Consider the following 26,008-nt stretch of genomic DNA (forward strand, 5'->3'; position numbering starts at 1 on the left):
GTTTGGTATTTAGGCAAGGCAGCACCTATGTGGTGTGGTTGTTCCCCATAAATAGGTGATAACGCAGCATAAATGCCAAACAGGCGCTGCCCTTCGGGTTCTGCCCAAGAGCGATTTACTCTTTGTTGCCTACATGGATGTAGGTAAGGGGCGTTAGCAGGATGCGGTAGCTTTGTTCGGTTTTGACTTAGCCCGCTAGGTTACAAACCTCACGCCGCGATTAAACCGCTCCTAGTTTGAACAAATTTTAATCCGCAAAGGTCAACAGACCCTAGTAAAAGTGCTTTATTTATAATTAATTACAGGTAAATTTGTAAACAAGCCTGCATTTTAGGAAAAATAATTAGAACATTTACTTAACATAAGGTCACAGTTGTGCTCAAATAGCATACATAATCGCCATTTAGTATTATACCTTGGTGAATGATAATAAAAACAGGCATAGTTTTATAGGAAGTCATAAATGTCGCTGTTTATCCATGATACACAATCTGGTTTTGTGTCTATTTCCGAGCATCCTAAAAAGAGTGGCTATCCTGTCACTGGATCACAGTTGATCGAACTATTCGAACAGTCTCAATTTGCTGACTTTGAAGTTATTACAGCAAATATTGGCAAACTTTTTACACCCAGTAACAACTTAGGTAATGACTCCCTTAATATAGCAAAGGCTGTAGACGCTTCAATCACTGTTAAAATTGATGAAAAGAACATGGTTGCAGAGGCTACGCTAACTACCGCTCGTGGCGGTGAGTTAATGTCAATCGACAAAGCCCGAGAGGTTTTACTCGAGGCAGGCGTAGTTCAAGGTGTGAGTGCTCGCGCTCTCGATTCGTTTTTAGGTCAGCAATTCGAAAAATCGCCCGGTATGTCGTATTCGGCAATTGTTGCTCATGGTCGTCGCCCTAAAGAAGGCGCAGATGCTAAGTTTGTGCGTTTATGCTCAACAGCCCAAGATAGAGTGCTAAGCCCACAAGCCAAAGAAGGCGGTAAAGTCGATATGCGTGATCTAGGTGCAATCATTACCGTTAAGCCTGGCACGCCTTTAATGCAACGCATTGCTGCTACAAATGGTGAAGATGGCTATACTGTATTTGGCGATATGATCCCCGCTTGCCCAGGTAAAGATTTGCCATTGCAGCCTTTTGAGGGCACTAAGTTAGACCCTGATAACCCAAATATACTTATTGCAGACTGTAAAGGTGTGCCTGTTGCACTACCGCGAGGTATGCGTGTTGATGATGTATTGTGCTTTGACAACGTAGATATTGGTACGGGTCACGTTGATTTTGACGGCAGTGTTATTATTAGCGGTGATATTAAAGATGGCATGCAAGTCCGTGCAAGCGGTGATGTCACTGTACTAGGCTTTGTTGAATCTGGCATTATTGAAAGTGCGAGCGCTGTGACCATAATGCAAGGTGCAATTGGTCGAAAACGCGAAGATAACGAAGCATTTAGTTGTAAAATCAAGGCAGCTAGAACGATTTCAATTGGATACGCACAATATTGCTCGGTCGAAGGTGAACAGGATTTATTTATTGAGCGCCAAGCATTACATTGTGACTTAAGCGCACGCCGTTTGATCAGAGTTGGCAAAGCAAGTAACCCTCGGGGTAAAATAATAGGCGGAAGCGTTTTAAATGCGATGCGAATTGAAACCGGTGAATTAGGTGCGCCATCAGGGACCAAAACACGGATATACCTTGCGCAAAATTGGCATGATTTACGTCAAAAGCAAGTTCAGGTTAGTGACTTTGAAAAGCTGTTAACTACAAAGTCTGCAGCTTTAAAACAAGCTCGAAAAAAAGCCATTAAAATCCCATTCCCTGAAAAAAGACAATTACTGCTTGATAAAATTACGGCAAGTGAAGAGCAAATAAACATTAAGGTTGCTAACACTAAACGTAAAAAACATCTAATTAAGCAAAAAATCACACAGCTTTTGTCTATTAGTAGGGTCAAGGTTAATGAGCTCATGCACCCTGGCGTAGAGCTCAAAATAGCTAAAGATTCGAAAAACTTTTCACGTATTTACCCTCCTCATTTAGTAAAAATGAGCGAAGGAAAAATTACTCAGTCGTTTTAACGGCTGAGTCTTCTATTGTAGTTTGCTCACTGTCTTCTAGCGCCTCTTCAGCGAGCGGCCATCCACCGAGCTGCTGCCAACGATTAACGATTAAGCAATAGAGCTCCGCGGTGCGTTCAGTGTCGTACAATGCTGAGTGTGCTTGTTTGTTATCAAACTCGATTCCTGCTGCACGACATGCTTTTGCTAAAACAGTTTGTCCCAGTGCTAAGCCTGCAAGCGAGGTTGTATCAAAGCTTACAAACGGATGAAACGGCGTGCGCTTAATATTATTTCGCTCAATAGCTGCATTTAAAAAGCCATGGTCAAACGCAGCGTTATGGGCAACAACAACTGAACGCTGACATCCAGCCGCTTTTTGGGCTTTACGTACCGCCTTACACACCTCTTTTATTGCTTCATCTTCTGGTACCGCACCACGAAGAGGTGAATGTGGATCAATGCCATTAAATTCAATGGCGGCTTGCTCAATATTAGCCCCTTCGAAAGGCTCAACATGAAAATGCACAGTATGATCAATACTTAACAACCCTTCGTCATCCATTTTTAAAATAGAGACTGCAATTTCTAGTAGCGCATCAGTTTCTTTGTTAAAACCCGCCGTTTCAACATCTATAACAACAGGGAAAAAGCCACGGAAACGTTTTGCGAAAAGTGTTTGTTCAGTATTTGCCATAGTCTTCTTGGTTTATGAATGTAAGCCTCCTATTATGACAAAGTTGATGCCCACTCGGCTAGAGGGTTTAAGTATTAATTAAAGGATTAAATAGTGGGCATATAAATTGCTTGATACTTTGGTATTCATGTTCATACTTAATACAAGGCTTTGGGTAACTGTTATGCCTGCTGACTAGCCAAAGTATTGACAGATGTTTTTACAAAGTAATTTATTGTTGGAGTCCACTACTGTGAAATTATCATTACTCTCTGTTGGTATTACAACAATTGCCCTATTTTCAAGCTGCGTAACATCAGCTGCAATGCGACAGTACAGCGCCAACGCTGATACATCGCAATGGCATGTCGTAAAAACAACACGACTACAATGTCAATTAAATCATGAGGTTCCTTATTATGGGGAAGCTATATTTAGTGCAAATGCAAGTAAAAATAAAGATGTGCTCTTTAATTTAGATATGGTTGTGAGGCCAGATAATTACAGTGTTGCGGGCCTCAAGGCTGTGCCTCCGACTTGGCGAGCGGGCCGCCCTGCGCGTGATCTTGCAAATATGAAGCTGCTACGTAAATTTGACGGCGAATTGGGAAATCAAACCGCTTGGGAAATGCTCACGGAGCTTGAAAAAGGCTACCACCCAACTTTTTATTATCAAGACTGGCAAAATAGTGCCGATAAAATTGCCGTTGGCTTATCGAGTATCAATTTTAAACAGGCTTACTGGGCTTTTTTGCAATGCCGCGACGAGTTATTACCTTATAATTTTGAGGATATTTCATTCACGATAATGAATTATCAACCCAATACCAGCAAGCTTACTAAATCGTCACAAAAACGTTTAGATAAAATTGCTGAGTACCTAAAACACGATACAAGTATTTCATCTATTTCAATTGATTCATATACTGACAGTTACGGTGGTCGCTGGAATAACTTAGAACTTTCTAAAAAGCGCGCTAAAGCAATAAAAGATTACATGGTAAGCCTTGGTGTTGATGAATCAAAGGTTGAAACACAAGGCTTTGGTGAAAAGCGCCATGTCGCAACCAATGACAATATTTTAGGCCGTGATAAAAACCGTCGCCTCGTTATTCAAATAGCAAAAATGTGATTTTAACTCATTAAGAGGTAAGCTTTTTTAGCTTACCTTTTTTATTCAACCACCCTTCACCAAATTGAAAAATTGCTAAGCTGATTAATATAATTCCCGCACCAACACCAAGTTGCATGCTGATAGGCTCATCGTTTAACCACGCCCCCAAGGCAATCGCAAAACTAGGAGTGATTAAAGTAGTCAATGCAACGGTACTTGCTGTTAATTTTTGTAGTACATGAAAATACGCCAATGCTCCCACTAAAGAGCCGAAAACGCCCAAATAAACAATTGACCAAATAGATTTGGCTGACCACGCTTGACTGTCCAATTGGCCACCAAAAAACCACCAAGTAATAAAGAATAACGGCGTCACAAATATTAAAGAGCCAAATGTTGTTGCCATTGGGTGTATTGCGATACGAATCCGCTTTATCATTACACCGCTAAGGCTAAAAAAGCATACTGCTAAAGCGACATAGATAAAGCCTTGGATTTGTAACATAGAGCCTTGAATATGTTCTTCACTTACCAAATATAATCCACCTAAGGCGCAAATAAGCGCTGTGCACTTTATTAGGCTAAACTTAGGCTCATTCAGTAAACGCTGCGCAAGCAACCCAGATAGAATTGGCGCTAAGCCAAAAATAAGTGAAATCAAACCTGAAGGGACAGTTTTAGCAGCCATATAGCTTAATAACATTCCACCATAAATCCCTATACTTGAGTACCCATATAAAAAACATGCGCGCCTATGCCATGGGATTCTTATATTAGCTATTGCGACCACAAATGCAGCCAACACGAGTCCTATCAGCATGCGTAATAATACAGCAAGAGTTGGCTCTACCGTAGCGCTACTAAATACGATACCCAGCGGTGTTGTTGACCACACCAACACCATAAATAAATAAGAGATTTTGACGTTCACCCGGCTATTCCTTTAAGGAGGCGGTACAACGACAGGAGGAAAAAAGGATTCTAACCGCGTTATACCGCGGTTAAATATAAGAATTATACTTTACCGCAATCCATGCACGAGCGCATCACTGAACAGGTCAGCCATGAGCAAAGCGGTGTTAGGACTCGGTTAGTTAGTTGCATTAAATTTCTTTATTTGTTGAATTAATAAAATTGCAAAAGCAACACCATTAGTACCAGATCTGGTTAATTAGTCAACACTTTGTATTTAATACTTGGTTAAATTTTTTAACCTGTATTACTCCATGTAAATCATAGGTTACATTTATTTTCTTTGATTTATGACAAAACTATTTAAGTTTGCGCCAACTAGTTATATCTTGCTTGCCTCTCACGATGTTTCAGGGGCAAAAGAGTGCATAAAAATAAAACAATAGGCAGCATGTTAATTGTTGCAGGTACCACGATAGGCGCAGGAATGCTCGCGCTGCCAATAGCAAGTGCAGGACTTGGGTTTAGTACTGCGCTTATATTAATTATAGCAACATGGGTGTTAATGACCTACACCGCCCTGCTTATGCTTGAATTACATCAGCATGCAGAACGTGAAGCCACGTTAAATACGTTAGCTAAATCGTGGCTTGGCAAGCGCGGACAGTATCTTGCTAACTTTTCGGTGATGTTCTTGTTTTATGCACTCTGTGCTGCGTATATCGCAGGTGGCGGCGCACAATTACAGGAAAAAATTAATGCTGGCCTCAACCTTAATATTGCGCCACAAGTCGGCTCTGTCATTATTGCATTAATCATTGGTACTGTTGTTACACTTGGAACAAGTAAAGTAGACAAACTTAATAGGGTTTTATTTACCGTTAAAATTGTTGTTCTTGCCAGTTTATTTTATATGCTTACGCCTTATGTACATGGCCAGCATTTACTTGAAATGCCCATTGAGCAGGGACTCATTCTCTCCGCTATTCCTGTTGTATTTACCTCATTCGGTTTTCATGGCTCTATTCCTTCTATTGTGAAGTATGTAGGGCTTGATATAAAAACACTGCGCCGTGTGATGATCGCAGGTGCTTCACTGCCGCTCGTCATTTATATCTTTTGGCAACTTATTAGCCAAGGGATCATGAGCCAAAGTGAGCTACTAACAAGTACTGGGCTTCCGGGTTTTGTTGCTAGCATGGCTAATATTGCGAACAATTCAGCCGTCGCTTCCGCCGTTAATTTATTTGCTGATTTAGCATTGGCCACTTCATTTTTGGGTGTGAGCTTAGGATTGTTTGATTTTTTTGCTGATGCATTTAAAAAAGGTGATAAAAGTAAAGATCGCTTTAAAACGGCTCTTATAACGTTTATTCCTCCTCTAGGGTTTGCACTTTTCTATCCTCAGGGTTTTATTATGGCATTAGGCTACGCGGCAATTGCGCTGGTTGTATTAGCGGTATTTTTACCTGTTGCTATGGTGTATAAACAACGCCAACAAGCCCATACTGGTTACACTGTGATTGGTGGAAATGTTGGGCTAATACTTGCTGCACTGTGTGGAATACTCATTATCAGCGCACAAGGTATGCAAATGGCAGGACTTATCCCTGCAATTGGTTAGCTGTAATCAGTTAAAGTCTGTTGACCTTTGCGGATTAAAATTCGTTCAAATTAGGGGCGGTTAAATCGCGGCGCGAGGTGTGTAACCTCGTGGGCTAAGTCAAAACCGAGCAAAGCTTGCACCTCCTGCTCACGCCCCTTACCACCATCCATGTAGGCAACAAAGAGGAAATTACCCCTAGGCTGAACCCGAAGGGCTGCGCCTGTTTGGCATTGATGCTGCGTTATCGCCTATTTATGGGAAATAACCACACCACATAGGCGCTGCCTTGCCTAAATACCAAACAGGCTGCTGAAAATTCAACCTTAAAAGGTCAACAGACCCTAGGTTAGCAGTTAAATAAAAACGGCACCTAGGTGCCGTTTTTATTTATTGTACGTGTGTCATGTAGTGCAAAAAACCTGACTCACTTTAAACTGTTAGCGCGCGCTCAGTTCAACAAGTGTATTAGCACAGTTAACCTACGAAATTAAACTATGGCCTTTCAGCCAAGTCACTGAGCTTGTCAAATAACTCTGGTAGCTCTCGTTCTGGGATAGGTGGACTGTAGAAATAGCCTTGCACAATAAAGCAGTTATTATTTTGTAAAAACTCAACCTGCTCAATGGTTTCAACCCCTTCTGCGACTACATCAAGTTTGAGCTTTTGTGCCATGGCTATAATCGCCGCGGTGATTTCCATATCGTTAGAGTCTTCTGGTATATCTTGTACAAACGAGCGATCAACCTTAAGAATATCAACAGGGAAACGTTTTAAATAGCTTAACGACGAGTAACCCGTCCCAAAGTCATCAATAGAAATAGACACGCCAAGATCCTTTAACTGGTGTAACTGAGCTATTGCGGCCTCTACGTTCCCCATTAACATGCTTTCTGTCAATTCTAGGTGTAAGCTTTTTGCAGCTACATTCGTTTTTTGAATCATCGATGCCAACAAAGGCACTAGTTTAGAGTCTTTAAACTGACGAGCTGATAAATTAATCGAAATATTATTTTCACGACCCTGTGCTGCAAGCCTTGCTGCAAATTCAAACGACTCTTCAAGTACCCAAGCACCAAGCTCAACAATTAAGCCAGTTGCCTCTGCAATAGGAATAAACTTAGTAGGTGGGATCATACCTTCTTTTGGATGGAACCAGCGTATCAAAGCTTCATAGCCAACCACTTGATTTGTTCTGCAATCAACTTGTGGCTGGTAATACAATACAAACTGACGCTCTTTAATAGCACTGCGCAATTCATTTTCAATAAATAACCGTTCATTTGCAGCTGCATCTAACTCTTGGCTATAAAAGTGGTATGTGTTGCGGCCTTTTGCTTTAGCTTCATACATCGCTAAATCTGCATGCTTCAGTAACTGGTCTTCTTCTTGGCTATCATACGGCGCCATAGTGATACCTATACTGGCACTGATGATCACTTCATTATTACCCAACATAATAGGTTCGTTGAGGGTTTTTTGAATCGTGTTAGCCACTTCAGTGGCATGATCTTGGTGTTCTATGCCACTGAGTAATACGGCAAACTCATCACCACCCAATCGTGATATGGTATCTTCTGCACGCAGGCGTTTCTTCAACCTATTTGCCACTTCTACCAAAAGCTGGTCACCCGCATCATGCCCTAATGTGTCATTAATACGTTTAAATTCATCTAAATCAAAATAGAACAATGCAAACGCATAATGGCCCCGCTCAGCAAGCGCCATCGATTTACGTAATTGCATTCTAAAAAATGTACGGTTCGCCAGCCCTGTTAAGGTATCGAAGTAAGCCAGTTGTTCCATTTTTCTTTGGCTTTCTTTAACAAACGAAATATCTTGAGCGGATGCTACGTAACTGCTGATCTCTCCACTGTCTTCACGTATAGGTGAAATACTCAAAGATACCCAAATTGGTGGTTTGTTCAGTCCTTGAATCAAGGTATCTCCGCGCCAATAGTTACGACTGCGTAAATCAATATCGATATCATCGACTAATATAGCCATTTCTTCAGCCACAATACTTAATAAGGCTGAGTTCAAAAAGTGGCTTTCCTCAAAACCGGACATTTCCAGCATCTTCGGGTTAACGTATTCAATTACAAAATTGTGATCTGTGATCACAACCCCAGTACCAGAAAAAGATACCGCTTTTGAAAGTCGATTTGCGGCTTTTTCAGCAATTTCTTTTTCCGTAATGCGCTGATTTAGGCCATCAATCAACTTGCGGATCTCAACGGCCATGTCACGAAAAGATCCGTTAAGCGTGCCTATTTCATCTTTATTTTCTTTAGGAAATTCAATTTGCAAATGACCTTTACCAAAGCTGGTTACTGCATGAACTAATGAATGTATACGCCTTAGTACTAGCTGATACAGTGCTTGATGAAGCAATAAAGCAACAAGAATGGCATATAAAATAAACAGCCCAAAAAACTTCACCTTTAGCTCTTGTAGCGCAGATAATGCCGAGGAGCGTTTTTTATAAATTCCGATGTACCAATCCAAATGTTCAACTTTACGGATATTTATGATGTGTGTTTCACCATCTTGAATAAAAGAGTCCGCATTTTTTGGTAACTTCATTTTAATTGTTTGGCTAATAAGCTCTTGCAAATCTGCATTGACAAAATCGTTACTATTTAGACGCTTGCCGCGTTGCCCATAATCTTCATACTTATTTTTAGTCAAATTAGGGTGTGAAAGTAATTGGCCTTGGCCGTCAAACACAAAGAGGTGTTGATCATTGTCACCAATCGGGAGTTGAGAGATTAACGTATCTAAAACTAAATCACTCCCAGTTACACCGAGGAATTCATTATTAATATAAATAGGCACAAGAATGCTGATGACCCATTTATGCGAAATTTCATCGTAATATACATTAGACCAGACCGCTTCGCGTGTAGGGTTTTGCTCCTCTTGCGCGTAGTTAAAATTACTGTCTTTAGTGAATTGATGATCACCGGCAACACTCAATGCCCAATTTGATGGTGCAATACGGATAAAGTTATCTTTGGTGATTAAATAAAAGTTTGAGAAATCTTCAATAAGAGTAGGAGATAGTATTTTCCACAGCGACTCAGAGTCATGTAGTAACTTTTTATAAAATGGGGAGTAATTTTTTTGGGGTAAAAACGCGGCGGAAAAACCATCGTTAGAAGAACTACGAATGCTGCCGTCAGCCTCAAAACTTAATACCGCATCTTGGTTATCAGCCAGCTGCGAAGAGCTATAAAACAATTGGTTTGTTACCACTCTGTTTGCTTGCTCTGCGATATTAATTTTAGTTTTCACTAAATTATTAAATTGCTGATTTAACCGATTGCTTGAAAGCTTTAATACTTCATGCTCTTCAAATACCAGCTGTTTTTCTTCAGACTTGAGCATCAATGCAGCTGCACAAATACCTGCAATTAAACAAATCGCTGATATAAGCAGCGAAAGCTTCATACTTAATGAGTTAACACCAAAACGTGATGGTGGGCGTCTATACACCACAATCCAACCTTATTTATTAATAATTGTTATTATTTGAATCTACACTCAGAAATATACCAGATCCCTATTTAGATTTATAAATTTTTTGTAAATATTCACAAAAAAACTTAAATATGAGATTAAAGCAGTACGAATGCGCTATTAAACACAATAGAGTGTTGACTTTAATGATCAGTCTACATACATTTAAGATATGAATATACATTTCTCGCGTTTCACATTTACGTTTATTAGCTTCTTTTTCTTTATCAGATGAAAGAGGCTTACCTGTTTGCGAGATTTAATCAACCGAATAGCAAAAGCCTCCCAACTGGGAGGCTTTTTTGTTTTTACTACCCTATTGGTAGCTTTTGGAATGAGGAACCCAAATGACAAATGATGTATTAAACACACTCAGACATGACATCAATGAAATTGATTCTGACCTGCTTGTATTACTTGCTAAACGTCGTCGTATTAGCCATGGCGTTGTCGAATATAAAATAGCAAACAATAAACCAATCCGTGACGAAGCAAGAGAGCAAGCTTTGCTCGAGAAGTTGATAGGCTATGGAAAATCGCTCGGATTAGATGCTTATTATGTTAATAATGTTTTTCAAACTATATTAGAAGATTCTGTGTTAAATCAGCAGGCAATGCTACAAAAAAACCTAAACCCTGGTGCAATGAGTGAAACTCACCGTGTTGCATATTTAGGAGGTCAAGGAACGTATAGCCAGTTGGCATGCCATAAGTACTTTAGTCGCCGCCCTGGAAAGTTGGTGGAATTAGGGTGTATTAGTTTCGAACAAATAACAGGAAAAGTTGAAAGCGGCCAAGCAGATTTCGGTTTGCTTCCTATTGAAAATACGAGTTCTGGTAGTATCAATGAAGTTTTTGATTTACTCCAGCACGCGCAAGTCTCTATTGTTGGTGAAGTTACTCACAGTGTAGAGCATTGCTTATTGGCTTCACCTGATACCGAACTGAGTCAATTAAGTAAAATTTTTGCCCACCCTCAACCTTTTGCACAGTGTAGCCGCTTTTTACAAGGGCTAGGTGAGATACAGCATGAAACGTGTGACTCAACATCGAGCGCACTTCAATCTGCGCTTGAAACGCCAAATAGTGCAGCCATCGGTTCAGCACAAGCAGGGAAACACGTTGGTTTAGAGGTACTGAAATCCGGCCTTGCTAATCAACAAGAAAACCACAGTCGCTTTATTGTTGTTGCGCGCCAACCGTTGCAAGTCTCAAAACAAATCCCAACTAAAACCAGTTTAATTATGGCAACCAAGCAACAAGCTGGTTCACTTGCCGACGCGCTGATGATTTTCAAAGAGCACAACATTAATCTAGTGAAGTTAGAATCACGCCCTGTGCCAGGTAATCCATGGGAAGAAGTATTCTATGTCGATTTAGAAGCAAACCTAGTAGATAGTCATGTACAAAGTGCCTTAGAACAACTTAAACAACACACGCAATATGTTCGTGTTTTAGGTTGCTACCAAAGTGAATCACTTCAAGCCGTGAGTGTTGACGGTTAAAAAAAGGGCCATTAGGCCCTTTTTTATTGAACGTTATTTAATCAAGCACTTTTGCATCATTTGCTTTATTTAATAAACTTCGACTTTGCGTTAAAAAGTGAGCTGTAGAATCTGAGAAATACGCCTTTGCTTCGCCAAATGCCTCAATAAGTGCAGCTTTATTTCCCGCTCTTAACTTATCAAGTGTGTTGGCAAAAGTATCTTGATATTGCGCGAGCAACTCTTCAACGTTATCAAACTGAGCCAGCATAATATCTGAATACAACTCAGGAGATTGCGCAAATAAACGCCCTACCATCATCAGCTCCAATTGATAAATTGGTGATGAGCAACTCCTAAGTTCCTCTAAAGTATGCCCTTGCTTCGCTAAAAACTGACCATAAACAAACGTAGTTAAGTGACGCATTACCTGGATAATTTGCATTGCTTCATCGTGTTTTTTTGCGTCGAGCTCAACAAGCTGACAACCCCATACTTGCAACTGAGATAAAAGCCCTTGAGCAACATCATGATGACGACCTTCACATACCACAACGGTTTGTTTTACCCAGTGTGATATATCTGGTCCAAACATCGGGTGCAAACCAACTACAGGTCCACTGTGTGCTTTTTTTAATACCGTTATAGGTGATTGCTTAACTGATGTTATATCAACCAGCAAACAATCATCATCCAACTTAGGTAGCGAATTGACTACGGACTCGAGTGCATTAATAGGCACACTCACCATCACCAACTTTGCGCCTGTTAATATCTCTTTCGCTTGGTGCTGTTGTGACTTATCAAGTATTTTAACTTCATAGCCAGAGCGTCTAAACTGATTTGCAAAGAGTTGGCCCATGGCGCCTTCTCCCCCGACAATAACAATGGGTGATAATTCAGGTGCTGCACATGCTAATTTGGCTTGCTGGTTTTGATAAGCTTCACGCATCATGCGTCTGAGAATATCTTCAACGAGTTCAGGGTTTACGCCTTGGTTTATTGCTTCTTGGCGTCGCGCGGCAAGGAGAGTTGCTTCACGTTCTGGGGCATGTAGAGGTGCACCGGTTTGCTGTTTGATGGCGCCGATGCGCCCAGTAATTTTATTGCGTCGAGCAAGTAGAGCAACTAATTGCGTATCGCACTCATCAATTTCTGTTCTAAGCTGATTTAATTCTTCTCTCTCTGCCACGTACCCTACCACCTATAAAACGCCAGAATGTAAACTTAAGATTACATTAAAGTAAACTTATCAATACGACAAATACTAACAGGATTGGGGAATCGTTAAAAGCGAAAACAAAGAAAGAGTGCGGCATAAATGTTTGAATAAGCAATATGAATTAAGCCGCGCAAATCACTTAGCGCGGCCCTATGAATGTAATTAACCTAAACTTTAATGTATAGATGTTAAATCACAAGGATATTTATTCGTCTGTAGCCGGAGACTTTTCGCGATAACAAAGCGAAATTACACGTCAATAGCTAGGCTATTGCAAGTACATTCAACGCAGTTAGCGTTGAAAGTATCCGCTAAAGATAGATTTATTATCCAAGTTCAGGTTATTTAATTTTGCAGTGCAAGAGATGCCATATTCATTACGCTTGTAAATGAGTCAGCACCTGCGATGAATAACCCATTGTGGCAAAAATTAGCATCCTCAATGCCTGTGACAGTTTGAAGTTCTTCGCCTGATAAACCAGCCCACTCTTTAGGTAACGATTTTCTGTCCTCAAATGAGCCCGGCTCTACTGGCACAGTTTGTATAATCCACTTACCCGAGTGAGATGGGTAAATCATATATAAAGCTTGATCTGACAAACTGTGAACCGTTTTTTTCCATGGAGTGTATTGCTTAAGAATAATTACACGAGGGTCGTCTGCGTCAGTAATTGCTTTCGCGACTATTTTTTTAGCCGCTGCACTGCCACTTGCAGAAGAAATAAAGCGCTTTAATAATCGCTGTGCAAATTCCACAGCTTCATTAAAGCATTCGTCAAAATTTCCGTCTTCTTGCCATGTTGGATTAAACATCGAGATTGTCTGACTCAAGCTTATACCTTGCTCAACCCCTTCAACATAGCCGCAATCTATTGCGTCAATTGTAGATACTAACCCTGCGTCAACAGAATCTGCTACTACTTGATTGCCTGCACAAAGATCGAGGCCATACTTTTTCCACACTAGACCAAACGATGAAAAAGGAATCCCATTTTCTCGTGCACCTGCACCACCCCGTTGGTGGTGATCAAAACGCCCTGTCTCAGGGTCATACTCGTTACCTACATCAATTACGATATCGGCCTGGCTAATAACGTGTTTATCTCTTGTCCTAATTAGCGTCAGCGTCGGGAAAATAGTTTTAAGTACTGCAATACTGAATACATCATCAGCATGAAAATTACCATCGTGGGTAACCACTGTCATATCGGTCATTGGGTCATCATTTTTAAAAAGAGGAAAAAGAATTTACTTGAGCAAATAAAGTTGCAGTTCGAGTATAACGAAGCTCGCCGTTAATTGCAGTAAGGGAGAGGTGTGTGAAAGCCACTATTGAAAATTAGCGCTTTTAAAAACCAAAACAGGTTGTAACCCGAAGGCTACAACCTGTTTTATCTGCGTTGATAAACAGCGCGTATTAGTTAAGTTTTTCTCTAATACGTGCAGATTTACCAGAACGCTCACGTAGATAGTAAAGCTTAGCACGGCGAACTGCACCGCGACGCTTAACTGTTACGCTATCGATAAGAGGGCTGTGCGTTTGGAATACACGCTCAACACCTTCACCGCTCGAGATTTTACGAACTGTGAATGCTGAGTGAAGACCACGATTACGCTTAGCGATTACAACACCTTCAAAGGCCTGTAGACGCTCTTTAGCACCTTCTTTTACACGTACCTGTACAACTACTGTATCACCAGGGCCGAATGCTGGTACGTCTGTTTTAAGCTGCTCATTTTCAAGCGCTTTAATAATATTTTGGTTTACTTTTGCCATTATGTTTCTCACTTTCCTAGGTGTAACTGTCTTCTAGCCACAAGCTTTTTGGTACTCTTGCTGAAATTTTGCGAGTAATACCGCTTGCTCCTCAGTCAGAGCTAGGTTATGCAACAAGTCAGGACGTCGTAACCAAGTTCTGCCTAGTGACTGCATTTGCCGCCATTTAGCTATCTCTTGGTGGTTTCCACTGAGTAATACAGCAGGAACCTGTTTGTCGTCCAATGTTTCTGGCCGTGTATAGTGAGGACAATCTAGCAAGCCATCCGAAAATGAATCTTGCTCTGCTGATTGGTTATGTCCTAACACACCTGGCACTAATCGCGCTACTGCGTCAATTAATGTCATGGCAGGTAGTTCACCACCACTCAAAATAAAATCACCAATTGACCATTCTTCGTCAACGTATGACTCTATTATTCTCTCGTCTATACCTTCATAGCGACCGGCAATCAAAATCAGCTTTTCAGAGTTTGCGAGTTCGCTCGCCCCTTGCTGATCCAATTTGCGCCCTTGCGGGGACATATAAATTACTTTTGCACCATCACCTGCCGCTTTTTTTGCGTCAAGAATGGCTTGTTTCAATGGTTCAACCATCATTAACATACCGGGTCCGCCCCCGTAAGGACGGTCATCTACGGTTCTATGCTTATCAGTTGCATAGTCTCGTGGATTCCAGCAGTTAAAGTCGATTAAACCACTTTTTACTGCGCGACCTGTTACACCTTGCTGTGTAATGGCATCAAACATGTCCGGGAAAAGGCTGATAACCCCTACCCACAACGAACTCGTTTGACTCATTAAAAGCCAGGATCCCAGTCTACGGTAATTTCTCTCGCTTCGTGTTTAACTTCTTTAATAACTGAATCAGTTAAAAATGGAATTAAACGCTCAGCTTGGCCAAATGCATCTTTATTATTTGCTTTCACAACTAATACGTCATTTGAGCCTGTCTCCATCAGGTCATCAACAGTGCCTAAGTTATAACCTTTATCAGTTATAACCGACATGCCAATGAGATCTCGCCAATAGAATTCACCTTGCGGTAATTCTGGTAGCTGCGCTGAATCCACAGAGATTTCAACATTGGTATAAACCATTGCTTGGTCTCTGTCGTTTACTTGCGCAAACTTAGCGATAAAGCCTTTGTTGTGGCGACGCCAGTCGACCACTTCTAAGGATTGCCATTTACCTTGCTGCCCTATCAACCACGGGCTGAAATCGAAGATCCCTTGGGGATCATCAGTAAATGAATGTACCTTAAGCCAGCCCTTTATACCATACGGGGCACCGAGCTTTCCTACGACAATTATTGATGAGGTGTTCTCTTGACTCATGGTTACACTTACGCCTATTAAGCCGCTTTACGAGCGTCTTTAACTAACTTAGCTACACGATCTGAAAGACCTGCGCCTTGACCTACCCAGTGATCAACACGAGATAAATCTAAACGAACTTTTTCTTCCTGACCTGAAGCAATTGGGTTAAAGAAACCTACTTTCTCGATGAAGCGACCGTCACGCGAGAAACGGCTATCCGCAACCACAATTTGATAGAAAGGGCGTTTTTTAGCGCCACCACGTTGCAAACGAATAGTTACCATACCGTCCTCTAAATAGATTGACTGTTTTCATTAATAAGATTTACTCCCCAGTATGGGGAGCTGGGGAATTGTACGAGTTTTTAGCAACAATGCAAGTAAGAAGTGATCTAAAATCCCAGTTTAGTAGATTAAACACTGATCTGTGCGTCAAATAAGGTAGCGTAAGCAATTGAATGCATAAATTATCCACAAAAAAAGAGGCATTTCGCCTCTTTTTAAAATTAATTTGACTATTTAATATGCAAAAGTCAGTGCTATATTAAAATTTAGGTCCGCCGCCGCCCATCATACCCGGTGGCATCATGCCTTTCATTCCGCGCATCATTTTTTGCATGCCGCCTTTACCTTTCATCTTTTTCATCATTTTTTGCATTTGGGTAAACTGCTTTAGTAGTTTATTTATTTCTTGCACTTGCGTACCAGAACCCGCTGCAATACGTTTTTTACGCGAACCTTTGATGATTTCTGGACGCGCACGCTCTTGCTTGGTCATTGAGCTGATGATTGCTTCCATTTGAATAAAGGTTTTGTCACCCATTTGGCCTTTTACAGCGTCAGGTAAGTTTGACATACCCGGTAGCTTATCAAGCATCGACATCATGCCACCCATGTTTTTCATCTGCTTTAATTGCTCTGCAAAATCATCCAAGGTGAAGCCGTTGCCCTTAAATACTTTTTCAGCAACCTTGGCTGCTTTTTCCTTATCGACTTTCATTTCGACTTCTTCGATTAATGAAAGTACGTCACCCATACCTAATATACGCGACGCAATACGGTCAGGGTGGAAAGGTTCAAGTGCATCGGTGCGCTCACCCACACCCATAAACTTAATTGGCTTACCGGTAATGTGACGAATAGATAAAGCAGCACCACCACGTGCATCACCATCTGTTTTGGTTAAGATCACACCTGTCAGCGGGAGTGCTTCATCAAATGCTTTAGCCGTATTAGCCGCATCTTGACCCGTCATCGCATCGACAACAAATAAAGTCTCGATTGGGTTAATCGCACTGTGTAGCGCTTTGATTTCATCCATCATGTCATTATCAACATGCAAACGACCCGCGGTATCGACTAATACCACATCAATGAATTTCTTCTTCGCGTGAGAAATTGCCGCATTGGCAATATCGACTGGTTTTTGAGAAATATCACTTGGGAAGAAATCTACATCAACTTCGCTCGCTAATGTTTCAAGCTGTTTAATCGCCGCAGGACGATACACATCGGCACTCACTACCAGCACTGATTTCTTTTTGCGCTCTTTTAAAAACTTTGCAAGTTTACCAACACTGGTAGTTTTACCCGCACCTTGTAAGCCTGCCATCATTACAACCGCTGGGGGCTGCGCATTTAAACTTAATTCTTCATTTGCTTCACCCATGGCTTTTTCAAGTTCTTCGCGTACTATTTTTACGAAAACTTGGCCTGGGCTTAAGCTTTTGGTGACTTCAACACCAACAGCACGTTCTTTTACTTGTTTTACAAACTCACGAACAACAGGCAACGCAACGTCTGCTTCTAAAAAAGCCATGCGCACTTCACGCAGCGTATCTTTTATATTGTCTTCTGTTAGGCGTCCGCGGCCGCTAATATTTTTTAAGGTTTTACCTAATCGTTCTTGGAGATTCTCAAACATATAAAGGGTCCGATAAAACATGATACCGATAGCATTTGAATCATTCAGCCCAAATTCTGAGCCAAAATTTATACTTATCAGTATTAATTTAAATTTTAATTAAAAACAGTATACCGTAAATCTAGGCGCACAATACAGTATTCAAGTATGCAGTTTGAGTTTCTTTTTACAAAGCCTAGGTTTTTTCCTTACTATAAAATACAATGGGGCTAACTTAACAAGGATTATTTGACTCAAATTGAGTGGCCAAAGCACTATGCTGATTATTAGTTTAACTATTATTGCCAGTTTATTTTACGTATTAGCGACTTCGCATGTGTTGTCTCGTTTGTTCCATCAACAAGGTCCAAGCCAAAAACTCACTATCGTACTGAGTACAGTTGCAATATTAGCCCATATGTTATTGTTAGTTAATTCAGTATTTCGGGCTGATGGTCAAGACCTCAGTATTGTAAATGTTGCATTGCTGACGTGCTGGGTCATTGTTGTGTCGGTTACAACTGTGTCGCTTAAATTCCCCGCTACACTTTTACTGCCTGTTGTATATGGCTTTGCCGCTATTTTAACGTTTTCTAGCTTATTTATTCCGCACCATATTTTGTTGCAAAGCATTGATGTAGACATTGCCCTAGTTACGCATATCTCGTTGTCATTGCTTGCTTACTGCGTTCTGATAATCGCCACTTTATATGGCGTCCAATTTTACTTTATTGATAAACGATTAAAACGCAAAGATCTTGCTATTGTCCATAGCCATTTACCTCCTTTGATGGTGGTTGAACGCCAGCTTTATCATCTACTTACGCTTGGAACTAGTTTACTGACAGCCGCCTTGCTATCTGGCTTTGTATTTTTAGATGGTATGTTTGATAGTGAATTTATTCATAAGACTATTTTATCATTAGTTGCATGGGCCATATTTGCTATTGTGACTGTAGGGCATATAGTTAAAGGCTGGCGTGGCAAACCAATTGTATTGGCAATAATGGTCGCGGCATTTACCTTAACGCTCGCCTATTTTGGTAGCCGTTTTATACAAGAAGTTATTCTGAATAAGTTTTAACTTGACTCAGGCTGCTCACTACCGCTTAATACGCATTGATTTATAATAAAAGGATCCTTCTTTGGACAGCATATCGACGAGTGTTTTATTTATAATACTCGGTATTCTAATTTTATGTTCTGCATACTTTTCTGGCTCTGAAACGGGCATCATGTCAATAAACAGAATTCGTCTGCGCCACCTCGCTAAAGAAAACCATCGCGCTGCCAAACGCGTTAATAAGCTCTTGAGCCGTCCTGACAGACTCATCGGCTTGATCCTAATTGGTAATAACCTGGTTAATATTGCTGCCGCTCAGGTTGCAACTATCATTGGTATCCGTTTGTACGGTGATTTAGGTATCGCTATTGCTACAGGCGTACTCACCCTTGTCGTACTTATTTTTGCCGAAGTGACGCCTAAAACCCTTGCCGCCCTATACCCTGAAAAAGTTGCTTTTCCAAGTTCGGTGGTATTAAAAGGGTTACTTAAAATTTTGTTCCCGTTTGTTGTCATAGTTAACTGGATGACCAACGGTATGTTACGTTTATTTGGTATTAGTGCTGCACAAATAGATGAGCACAGCATGAGTAAAGAAGAACTAAAATCTGTGCTGAATGAATCGGGTGCGTTGATCCCCGCTCGCCACCAAAGTATGTTGACTTCCATTTTAGATTTAGAACAAGTCACTGTTGAAGATATTATGATTCCGCGCAACGAAATAGTCGCGATTGATATCAACGATGACTGGAAACTAATAAGCAAGCAACTTACCCATGCTCAGCATACGCGTGTTCTCCTTTATCGCGACCAAATAGATGACGCTGTCGGCTTTATACATTCACGTGATGCATTACGCCTATTAACCAAAGAACAATTCGACAAGCCATCACTGTTACGTGCAGTGCGTGAGATATATTTTATCCCTGAAGGCACATCGCTTAATACTCAATTGTTTAAGTTCCAGCAATCAAAAGAACGTATTGGCTTAGTTGTTGATGAGTATGGCGATATACAAGGTTTAGTCACACTTGAAGATATTCTTGAAGAAGTTGTTGGTGACTTTACAACAACCCAAACACGCACGCCAAGTGAAGAAGTCATGCCTCAGGAAGATGGCTCATTTTTAGTTGACGGTGGTGCCAATGTGCGCGATCTAAATAAAGAAATGGAATGGGAATTTCCTTTAGATGGCCCTAAAACACTCAGCGGTTTAATAATTGAATACCTAGAAGATATTCCTGATGCTAACCTAAGCTTACGTATTTCTGGCTACCCTATTGAAGTGGTTGAAGTAAAAGAAAACATGATCAAGCTAGTACGTATTCAAACAAACAAGCGAAAAACCTAAACAACCTCCGTGAGCAGCACTCGCTGCTCACTTTTATACTTACATTTCTGAATTTTCTGCTGTTATTTACCCTTTAAGTTATCAATACTAAGCTATCATTTAAACGCTAATGCATACTTAACGGAGAGTACAATGGAAGATATTTCGATTGAAAGGATCTACACCCAAGCCATAGAGATGATAATGCTTTATGGGCCTAAGTTTCTTCTGGCTATATTTGTCTTAATAATAGGTTGGTGGTTTATTGGCCGAGTTTCAACTATGACCGAAACCTCAATGAATCGTGTAAAATTGGAAGCCGGACTAACCCACTTTTTAGTGTCATTTATTTCCGTTATTTTAAAGGTGCTGTTATTGATCTCGGTAGCATCAATGATAGGCATAGAAACCACATCATTTATTGCCATGCTGGGTGCCGCAGGGTTAGCTATTGGTATGGCTTTGCAAGGCAGCCTTGCTAACTTTGCAGGTGGTGTGCTTATTCTATTCTTTAAACCGTTTAAAGTAGGCGACGTCATTGAGGCACAGGGCTACATGGGTAAAGTCACTGAAATCCAAATATTCGTCACGGTACTGCTTACATACGATAATGAGAAGATTATTATTCCAAATGGTACGCTTTCTAACGGCTGTGTTAAAAATAAGTTTTCAGAGCCAACACGACGCATCGACATAGAATTTGGTATTAGCTATGAGGATGACGTACTTAGGGCAAGAGAAGTATTAATGGGCGTGTTAAATGAGTACGAGCTTGTGCTACAAGACGATGCAAAAAAACCCGTGGTACATGTTAGCCAACACGGTGATAGTCACATAGGAATGCTTGTTTGGGCATGGGTTGACTCTGAAAACTATTGGCCTGTTTATTTTGGTTTATTCGAACGTGTTAAAATTGCGTTTGATAAAGAAAATATCACAATTCCTTTCCCGCAACGCGATGTTCATATACATCAATTTCCTGGTAAATAAAACGATATCAGGTAGCACAAAAAAACCACCCATCTGAGGGTGGTTTTTACATATTAATGCTTATTAAACAGCGCCGTTAATAGGCCCATGTTCATGTTTAACATGTGGGTTTTGGCCACGTTGGCGCAGTAAGTGATCCATTAGCGTGATGGCCATCATAGCTTCTGCAATCGGAATTGCCCGAATACCAACACAAGGGTCGTGACGACCTTTTGTGATCATCTCAACAGCTTCGTTTTCAGTATTAATACTGTTGCCAGGTATCGTAATACTTGAGGTTGGTTTAAGTGCTATTGAAGCAATAATGTCTTGCCCAGTAGATATACCCGCCAATACACCACCTGCGTGGTTTGACGTGAAACCCTCAGGTGTTAGTTCATCACGGTGCTCTGACCCTTTTTGCTCAACCACATCAAAGCCATCACCAATCTCAACCCCCTTAACAGCATTGATGCTCATGAGTGAGTGTGCAAGCTCTGCATCTAGCCTATCAAAAACCGGCTCGCCTAAGCCTACAGGTACGTTTTTAGCGACTACCTTGACTTTAGCGCCTACTGAATCACCTTGTTTTTTAAGGTCACGCATATACTCGTCTAATGCTTCAATTTTACTGACGTCTGGAAAGAAAAACAGGTTGTTTTCTACTTCATCCCAATCATAGTTCTCAGCTTTAATTGGACCAAGCTGACTTAGGCATGCGCGTACTTCAATACCGTGAAATTGCTTTAGGTATTTTTTGGCAATACTGCCAGCAGCAACACGAATTGCAGTTTCACGTGCCGATGAACGGCCACCACCGCGATAATCGCGTAAACCATATTTGTGCCAATAAGTGTAATCACCGTGACCAGGGCGAAAAACGTCTTTAATTTTACCGTAATCTTTTGAGCGCTGATCGGTGTTTTCAATCAGTAAACCAATGCTAGTACCTGTGGTTTTACCTTCAAATACACCTGATAGAATCTTAATTTGATCATCTTCTCGGCGCTGCGTGGTATAACGACTTTGCCCCGGTTTACGACGATCTAAATCTATTTGTAAATCGGCCTCTGTGATTTCAAGACCTGCGGGTGTACCGTCCACAACGCCGCCTAACGCAACGCCATGGCTTTCACCAAAGGTGGACACTTTAAACAGTTGTCCTATGCTATTACCTGCCATTAACTTTCCTCATTCCTAATGACTACTGAGTACCGAGCCTAAGGCTCGGCTTTAAATTTTGCCTGTTCAGTCAACAAAGTAATCAACCAATTGTTTTTTGCTGATCACAAACACACCTAGGCCGCCTTGTTCAAACTCAATCCATTCAAACGGCGCGCCTGGGTAAAGTGCATCCATGTGTACCATAGAGTTACCTACTTCGACAAATAACAAACCGTTATCAGTTAGATGTTCAGCTGCTTCACTTAAAATTGTACGAGTAACGTCTAAACCATCATGGCCTGATGCAAGGCCAAGTTCTGGCTCATGATGAAATTCACGTGGTAAGTCAGCCATATCCTCTGCATCAACATACGGTGGGTTTGCAACGATAAGGTCATATTTTTGACCTGGCACACCACTGAATACATCAGATTGGATTGGTAGAACCCGATCGCTTAGTTGGTAATCGGTAATATTAATATCAGCCACTTCAAGTGCTTCATACGAAATATCAACCGCATCAACTTGCGCAGTTTCAAACGCTTGCGCCAGTGCAATTGCAATACAACCAGAGCCGGTACATAAATCTAAGATTCGGCCTACTGATTCTGGCTGCTCTAACCATGGCGTAAAACGATTATTAATTAGTTCTGCAAATGGCGAACGAGGAATTAATACACGCTCATCTACATAAAATGGCAAGTTAGCAAACCAGGCTATATTGGTTAAATAAGGAACGGGTGTGAAATCGTTAATTCGCTCTGAGATTAATCCTGCCAACCGATTTTTTTCGGTGCTGGTTAACCTTGCATGCATTAACTCTTTTGGTGCATCGATAGGTAAACTAAGTGCAGGAAGTAATAAGCTAACCGCTTCATCCCATGCGTTATCAGTCCCGTGACCAAAGAAAATACCACTGCTGGCAAACTGGCTTGTTGTCCAACGTAACCAATCATGCAATGTTGAAAGTTCTGCAACAGCTTCATCTAAGGTTGCTTCTTCTATTAGTAATTCGCTCATGTGTGTTATCTGCCTGCTTATACTTTCAAAATATTAACTCAATCGAGGCACAATTAAGGCCCCATGATTGCCCTATTGTAACGCTATTTACTCGATTTTTAGCATTTTTTTGTTTAGACTGCGGCAATGAAAAAAGATCCTCACTCAAACAGCCCAATCAGCACTGACGATATAGACTTATTTCGTCAAAGCATTTCTGGTGCGCGTATTTTTAAACAAGACACACACCGCTTTGCTAATAAGCCTAAAGTGTCACAAGCGAAGCAGTTTGCCCAGCAAAAAAAGCAACAACAGTCAGAATTTTTCTTCTCAGACGAATATGTTCCAGATATAGACACGAACGGTACGGTAAATTATGTGCAAGATGGCCAAGACCGTTTCTTGGCAAAGCAGCTACGCCGTGGCGACTTTATACCTGACTTAACGTTGGATCTACACGGTTTAAATAAAGAAATTGCCAAAGACGAGTTAGCAGGCTTAATCCATGAGTGCAAAAAAAAGCATTATTACTGCGCTTGTGTGGTGCATGGCATTGGTGGGCATATACTTAGACATAAAGTACCGCAATATTTAGTTCAGCACCCTGATGTTATTGCAATGCACCAAGCACCGCTTGAATACGGTGGTAAAGGCGCGGTATTAATCCTGATTAATCTACCACAAAGCGATGAGTTTAGGCGTTAACTCCTTAGCGAAAATTTGCTGTTAAAGGCCAAAATAAAGTGCATATCTTTTCAATTATTTTTCCATTGGTCTTCATTGTTTTATGTGGTTACCTATCCAGCCGCAGTGCGTTTTTATCACAACTGCATGTCGCTGGGCTTAGTAAGTTTACTTTTTACATTAGTGTTCCAGCATTTTTATTTCTCAACATGTCGAATGCTAATTTGCAGGGTAGCGTCAGTTTAGATGGGTTTCTAAGTTTTTATCTACCCGTTTTATTCACCTTTTCACTTGCCTTAGCGATTGACCGTTTTTACTTATCTAAAAATAAAAGCTATGAGCGTCATAGTGTGTTTGCTTTAGGCAGTAGTTACTCAAATACGGTGTTGGTTGGCTTACCTATTATAATTGCAGCACTTGGCGAGCAAATGATGGGGATTGTGTTTATGATAATTACCTTTCACAGCGCGTTACTTTTCACATTAACATTTTTAATTAGCGCTAAAGGCAATAATACGGCGTTTTCATGGCCCCAATTCAGTAAAAACATGTTATTGAACCCGGTCGTATTGAGTATCAGTTGTGGAATCGCGGTGAACTTAAGTGGCCTCCCTTTATTTGCCGATCTTAAATCTGGGCTATTATTACTCGGACAACCCGCCCTGCCGTGTGCGTTATTTGTACTGGGGGCAAACTTAGCTTTTTATAAAGTCTCAGATAATTGGCAAGCTGCGTTAGTAGCTACCTTAGTCAAGCTATTTTTATTACCCTGTTTAGTACTTTTAATGGGCTATTATGTATTTGAACTCGATACACAATTATTAAACGTACTGGTTTTATTGAGTGCATCGCCTTTGGGTGTAAACGCGTACCTCATCGCCTGCCAAATAAAACAACATCAAGCAACACTTGCCAGCACGGTCGTTCTGTCAACCGTTTTAAGTGTGATAAGTTTTACGTTTTGGCTTTCAGTGTTGTTGTAACTTCACAATCCACCACTTACATCAATAAATCCGCCTGTTGTAAATGAAGCGTGTGCTGAGGCTAAAAAATAAATTGCAGCGGCCACTTCTTCAGGATTGCCACCTCTGCCTAGTGGCAAGCCATGTTTTAGGCGTTCGACACGCTCAGCCTCACCACCATCACCATGCATGTCAGTATAAATAAGCCCTGGCCTGACCGCGTTAACACGAATCCCCTGTCTGGCAACTTCTTTTGCCAAACCAATCGTCAAACTATCCATAGCGCCTTTTGATGCAGCATAATCAATGTATTCATTTGGAGAGCCAGTGCGTGATGCAGCCGATGAAACATTAACAATGCTGCCGCCTGCTTTCATACGCTTAATTGCCTCGCGAGAGCATAAAAAAGCACTGGTTACGTTTGTGCTTAATACTTCGTTAATTCGTGCAGCATCCATATCAAGCAAGCGCATTTGAGGCTTTAAAATACCCGCGTTATTGATAAGAACATCTATTTTACCAAATAGCTCATCTATCTTATAAAACATAGCAACTACGTCAGTTTCTTTAGATACATCAGCTTGCAGCATTGCAACCTTTACCCCAAGACTCTGAACCTGCTGCGCTACTTGTTTAGCTTGCACAACATTTGATTTAAAATTTAGGCAAATATCGTAGCCGTGGCGGGCAAAATGGATTGCAGTGCTAGCCCCAATACCACGACTAGCACCGGTTATTAATACAACTGGATTTGCACTCATTGTCTATCCTGAAGCTTTGTGGAGTTAAATGTATTTGTGGATCTGAATAAGCGACTTACTGGGGAGTATTTATCAAATAAGCCGCTAAAGGCTATTATTTTACAGCTGCGACGACTGATACTTCTACTAACAATGCATCGCGAGCCATTTTAGCTTCAACACACGCGCGTGCTGGCGCATGTCCCTCGGGTACCCATGCATCCCATACTGCATTCATATCAGCAAAGTAATCCATGCTTTTTACATAAATTGTTGCACTAAGCATATGTTCTTTAGAGCTTCCTGCTTCGTCTAGCAGCGCTTCTACTTTATCCAGCATTGTTTGTGTTTGCTCTTTAATACCTTGTTCGGCATCTGCGCAAACTTGTCCGCATAAGTATACTGTGCCGTTATGTTTAACAATGCGGCTCATACGCGCACCGGTTTGAAGACGTTCAATAGTCATTATTAATCTCTACTTATATTTAGTAAAAATAG

General features: G+C 41.0%; 23 protein-coding genes. 9 read left to right on the plus strand and 14 right to left on the minus strand.

What is annotated here, in order from left to right; all coding sequences use genetic code 11:
- Positions 1-463 precede the first annotated feature (463 nt).
- Positions 464-2,089 (plus strand): FapA family protein, encoded by a 1,626-nt coding sequence (locus tag CSC79_RS18385; protein ID WP_099297349.1) that lies wholly within the window; start codon positions 464-466, stop codon positions 2,087-2,089.
- Here CSC79_RS18385 and rnt read toward each other — a convergent pair.
- Positions 2,073-2,765 (minus strand): ribonuclease T, encoded by a 693-nt coding sequence (gene rnt / locus CSC79_RS18390; protein ID WP_099297351.1) that lies wholly within the window; start codon positions 2,763-2,765, stop codon positions 2,073-2,075. The genes CSC79_RS18385 and rnt overlap by 17 nt on opposite strands.
- A 232-nt stretch (positions 2,766-2,997) precedes the next feature.
- On the opposite strand from rnt, the gene CSC79_RS18395 reads away from it, so the two are divergent.
- Positions 2,998-3,876 (plus strand): OmpA family protein, encoded by an 879-nt coding sequence (locus tag CSC79_RS18395; protein ID WP_099297395.1) that lies wholly within the window; start codon positions 2,998-3,000, stop codon positions 3,874-3,876.
- 10 nt (positions 3,877-3,886) lie between these two features.
- Here CSC79_RS18395 and CSC79_RS18400 read toward each other — a convergent pair whose 3' ends face one another.
- Complete coding sequence (locus CSC79_RS18400; RefSeq protein WP_099297353.1) at positions 3,887-4,789, minus strand: DMT family transporter; 903 nt, start codon at positions 4,787-4,789, stop codon at positions 3,887-3,889.
- A 405-nt stretch (positions 4,790-5,194) separates the two neighbouring features.
- Between CSC79_RS18400 and CSC79_RS18405 the strand changes: the two genes are divergently transcribed.
- The gene (locus CSC79_RS18405) at positions 5,195-6,394 is read left to right on the plus strand and encodes an aromatic amino acid transport family protein (RefSeq protein ID WP_099297355.1); all 1,200 of its coding nucleotides are present in this window, start codon (positions 5,195-5,197) and stop codon (positions 6,392-6,394) included.
- Between the two features lie 474 nt (positions 6,395-6,868).
- Here CSC79_RS18405 and CSC79_RS18410 read toward each other — a convergent pair whose 3' ends face one another.
- On the minus strand, positions 6,869-9,874 hold the full coding sequence (locus CSC79_RS18410; protein ID WP_099297357.1) for an EAL domain-containing protein: 3,006 nt from the start codon (positions 9,872-9,874) through the stop codon (positions 6,869-6,871).
- Between the two features lie 368 nt (positions 9,875-10,242).
- Between CSC79_RS18410 and CSC79_RS18415 the strand changes: the two genes are divergently transcribed.
- Positions 10,243-11,400, plus strand: a complete 1,158-nt coding sequence (locus CSC79_RS18415) for a chorismate mutase (RefSeq protein WP_099297359.1) — start codon at positions 10,243-10,245, stop codon at positions 11,398-11,400.
- Between the two features lie 37 nt (positions 11,401-11,437).
- Here CSC79_RS18415 and tyrA read toward each other — a convergent pair whose 3' ends face one another.
- From tyrA to ffh, 7 genes are all read right to left on the minus strand, one after another.
- Positions 11,438-12,571: a bifunctional chorismate mutase/prephenate dehydrogenase gene (tyrA, locus tag CSC79_RS18420; protein ID WP_099297361.1), complete on the minus strand. Its 1,134-nt coding sequence runs from the start codon at positions 12,569-12,571 to the stop codon at positions 11,438-11,440.
- Positions 12,572-12,946: 375 nt separating this feature from the next.
- Positions 12,947-13,816, minus strand: a complete 870-nt coding sequence (locus CSC79_RS18425) for an MYG1 family protein (RefSeq protein WP_099297363.1) — start codon at positions 13,814-13,816, stop codon at positions 12,947-12,949.
- A gap of 202 nt (positions 13,817-14,018) precedes the next feature.
- Positions 14,019-14,378 (minus strand): 50S ribosomal protein L19, encoded by a 360-nt coding sequence (rplS, locus tag CSC79_RS18430; RefSeq protein ID WP_099297365.1) that lies wholly within the window; start codon positions 14,376-14,378, stop codon positions 14,019-14,021.
- 33 nt (positions 14,379-14,411) lie between these two features.
- The gene (gene trmD, locus CSC79_RS18435; RefSeq protein WP_087530755.1) at positions 14,412-15,179 is read right to left on the minus strand and encodes a tRNA (guanosine(37)-N1)-methyltransferase TrmD; all 768 of its coding nucleotides are present in this window, start codon (positions 15,177-15,179) and stop codon (positions 14,412-14,414) included.
- Entirely contained in the window at positions 15,179-15,715 is a 537-nt protein-coding gene (rimM, locus tag CSC79_RS18440; protein WP_099297367.1) for a ribosome maturation factor RimM, read from the minus strand. The genes trmD and rimM overlap by 1 nt, the downstream gene beginning before the upstream one ends.
- Positions 15,716-15,732: 17 nt before the next feature.
- Positions 15,733-15,981, minus strand: coding sequence for a 30S ribosomal protein S16 (gene rpsP / locus CSC79_RS18445; protein ID WP_058561214.1), 249 nt, complete (start codon positions 15,979-15,981; stop codon positions 15,733-15,735).
- Positions 15,982-16,240: 259 nt separating this feature from the next.
- Positions 16,241-17,620 carry a signal recognition particle protein gene (gene ffh / locus CSC79_RS18450; protein ID WP_099297369.1) on the minus strand — a complete coding sequence of 460 codons (1,380 nt, stop codon included), beginning with the start codon at positions 17,618-17,620 and terminating at the stop codon, positions 16,241-16,243.
- A gap of 256 nt (positions 17,621-17,876) precedes the next feature.
- Here ffh and ccsA point away from each other — a divergent pair, with 256 nt between their 5' ends.
- The 3 genes from ccsA (at position 17,877) to CSC79_RS18465 (ending at position 20,982) form a co-directional block, all read left to right on the plus strand.
- Positions 17,877-18,683 (plus strand): cytochrome c biogenesis protein CcsA, encoded by an 807-nt coding sequence (ccsA, locus tag CSC79_RS18455; protein ID WP_099297371.1) that lies wholly within the window; start codon positions 17,877-17,879, stop codon positions 18,681-18,683.
- Between the two features lie 61 nt (positions 18,684-18,744).
- Complete coding sequence (locus CSC79_RS18460; protein ID WP_135473947.1) at positions 18,745-20,013, plus strand: CNNM domain-containing protein; 1,269 nt, start codon at positions 18,745-18,747, stop codon at positions 20,011-20,013.
- A gap of 132 nt (positions 20,014-20,145) precedes the next feature.
- Complete coding sequence (locus tag CSC79_RS18465) at positions 20,146-20,982, plus strand: mechanosensitive ion channel family protein (protein WP_099297373.1); 837 nt, start codon at positions 20,146-20,148, stop codon at positions 20,980-20,982.
- A 63-nt stretch (positions 20,983-21,045) separates the two neighbouring features.
- On the opposite strand, the gene aroC is transcribed toward CSC79_RS18465, so the two are convergent.
- Entirely contained in the window at positions 21,046-22,143 is a 1,098-nt protein-coding gene (aroC, locus tag CSC79_RS18470; RefSeq protein WP_099297375.1) for a chorismate synthase, read from the minus strand.
- Positions 22,144-22,209: 66 nt separating this feature from the next.
- The gene (prmB, locus tag CSC79_RS18475) at positions 22,210-23,145 is read right to left on the minus strand and encodes a 50S ribosomal protein L3 N(5)-glutamine methyltransferase (RefSeq protein ID WP_099297377.1); all 936 of its coding nucleotides are present in this window, start codon (positions 23,143-23,145) and stop codon (positions 22,210-22,212) included.
- A gap of 126 nt (positions 23,146-23,271) precedes the next feature.
- Between prmB and smrB the strand changes: the two genes are divergently transcribed.
- Together smrB and CSC79_RS18485 are read left to right on the plus strand one after the other, a co-directional pair.
- The gene (gene smrB / locus CSC79_RS18480) at positions 23,272-23,829 is read left to right on the plus strand and encodes an endonuclease SmrB (RefSeq protein WP_099297379.1); all 558 of its coding nucleotides are present in this window, start codon (positions 23,272-23,274) and stop codon (positions 23,827-23,829) included.
- A 38-nt stretch (positions 23,830-23,867) separates the two neighbouring features.
- Positions 23,868-24,791, plus strand: coding sequence for an AEC family transporter (locus CSC79_RS18485; protein ID WP_099297381.1), 924 nt, complete (start codon positions 23,868-23,870; stop codon positions 24,789-24,791).
- Positions 24,792-24,793: 2 nt separating this feature from the next.
- On the opposite strand, the gene CSC79_RS18490 is transcribed toward CSC79_RS18485, so the two are convergent.
- Both CSC79_RS18490 and CSC79_RS18495 read right to left on the minus strand, forming a co-directional pair.
- A complete protein-coding gene (locus CSC79_RS18490; protein WP_099297383.1) occupies positions 24,794-25,531 on the minus strand; it encodes an SDR family oxidoreductase in 738 nt (245 codons plus the stop codon).
- 94 nt (positions 25,532-25,625) lie between these two features.
- Positions 25,626-25,976, minus strand: coding sequence for a RidA family protein (locus CSC79_RS18495; RefSeq protein ID WP_099297385.1), 351 nt, complete (start codon positions 25,974-25,976; stop codon positions 25,626-25,628).
- Between the last annotated feature and the right edge of the window lie 32 nt (positions 25,977-26,008).

Origin of the sequence: Pseudoalteromonas sp. 3D05 (assembly GCF_002723455.1) — a bacterium.
Taxonomy (GTDB): Bacteria; Pseudomonadota; Gammaproteobacteria; order Enterobacterales; family Alteromonadaceae; genus Pseudoalteromonas.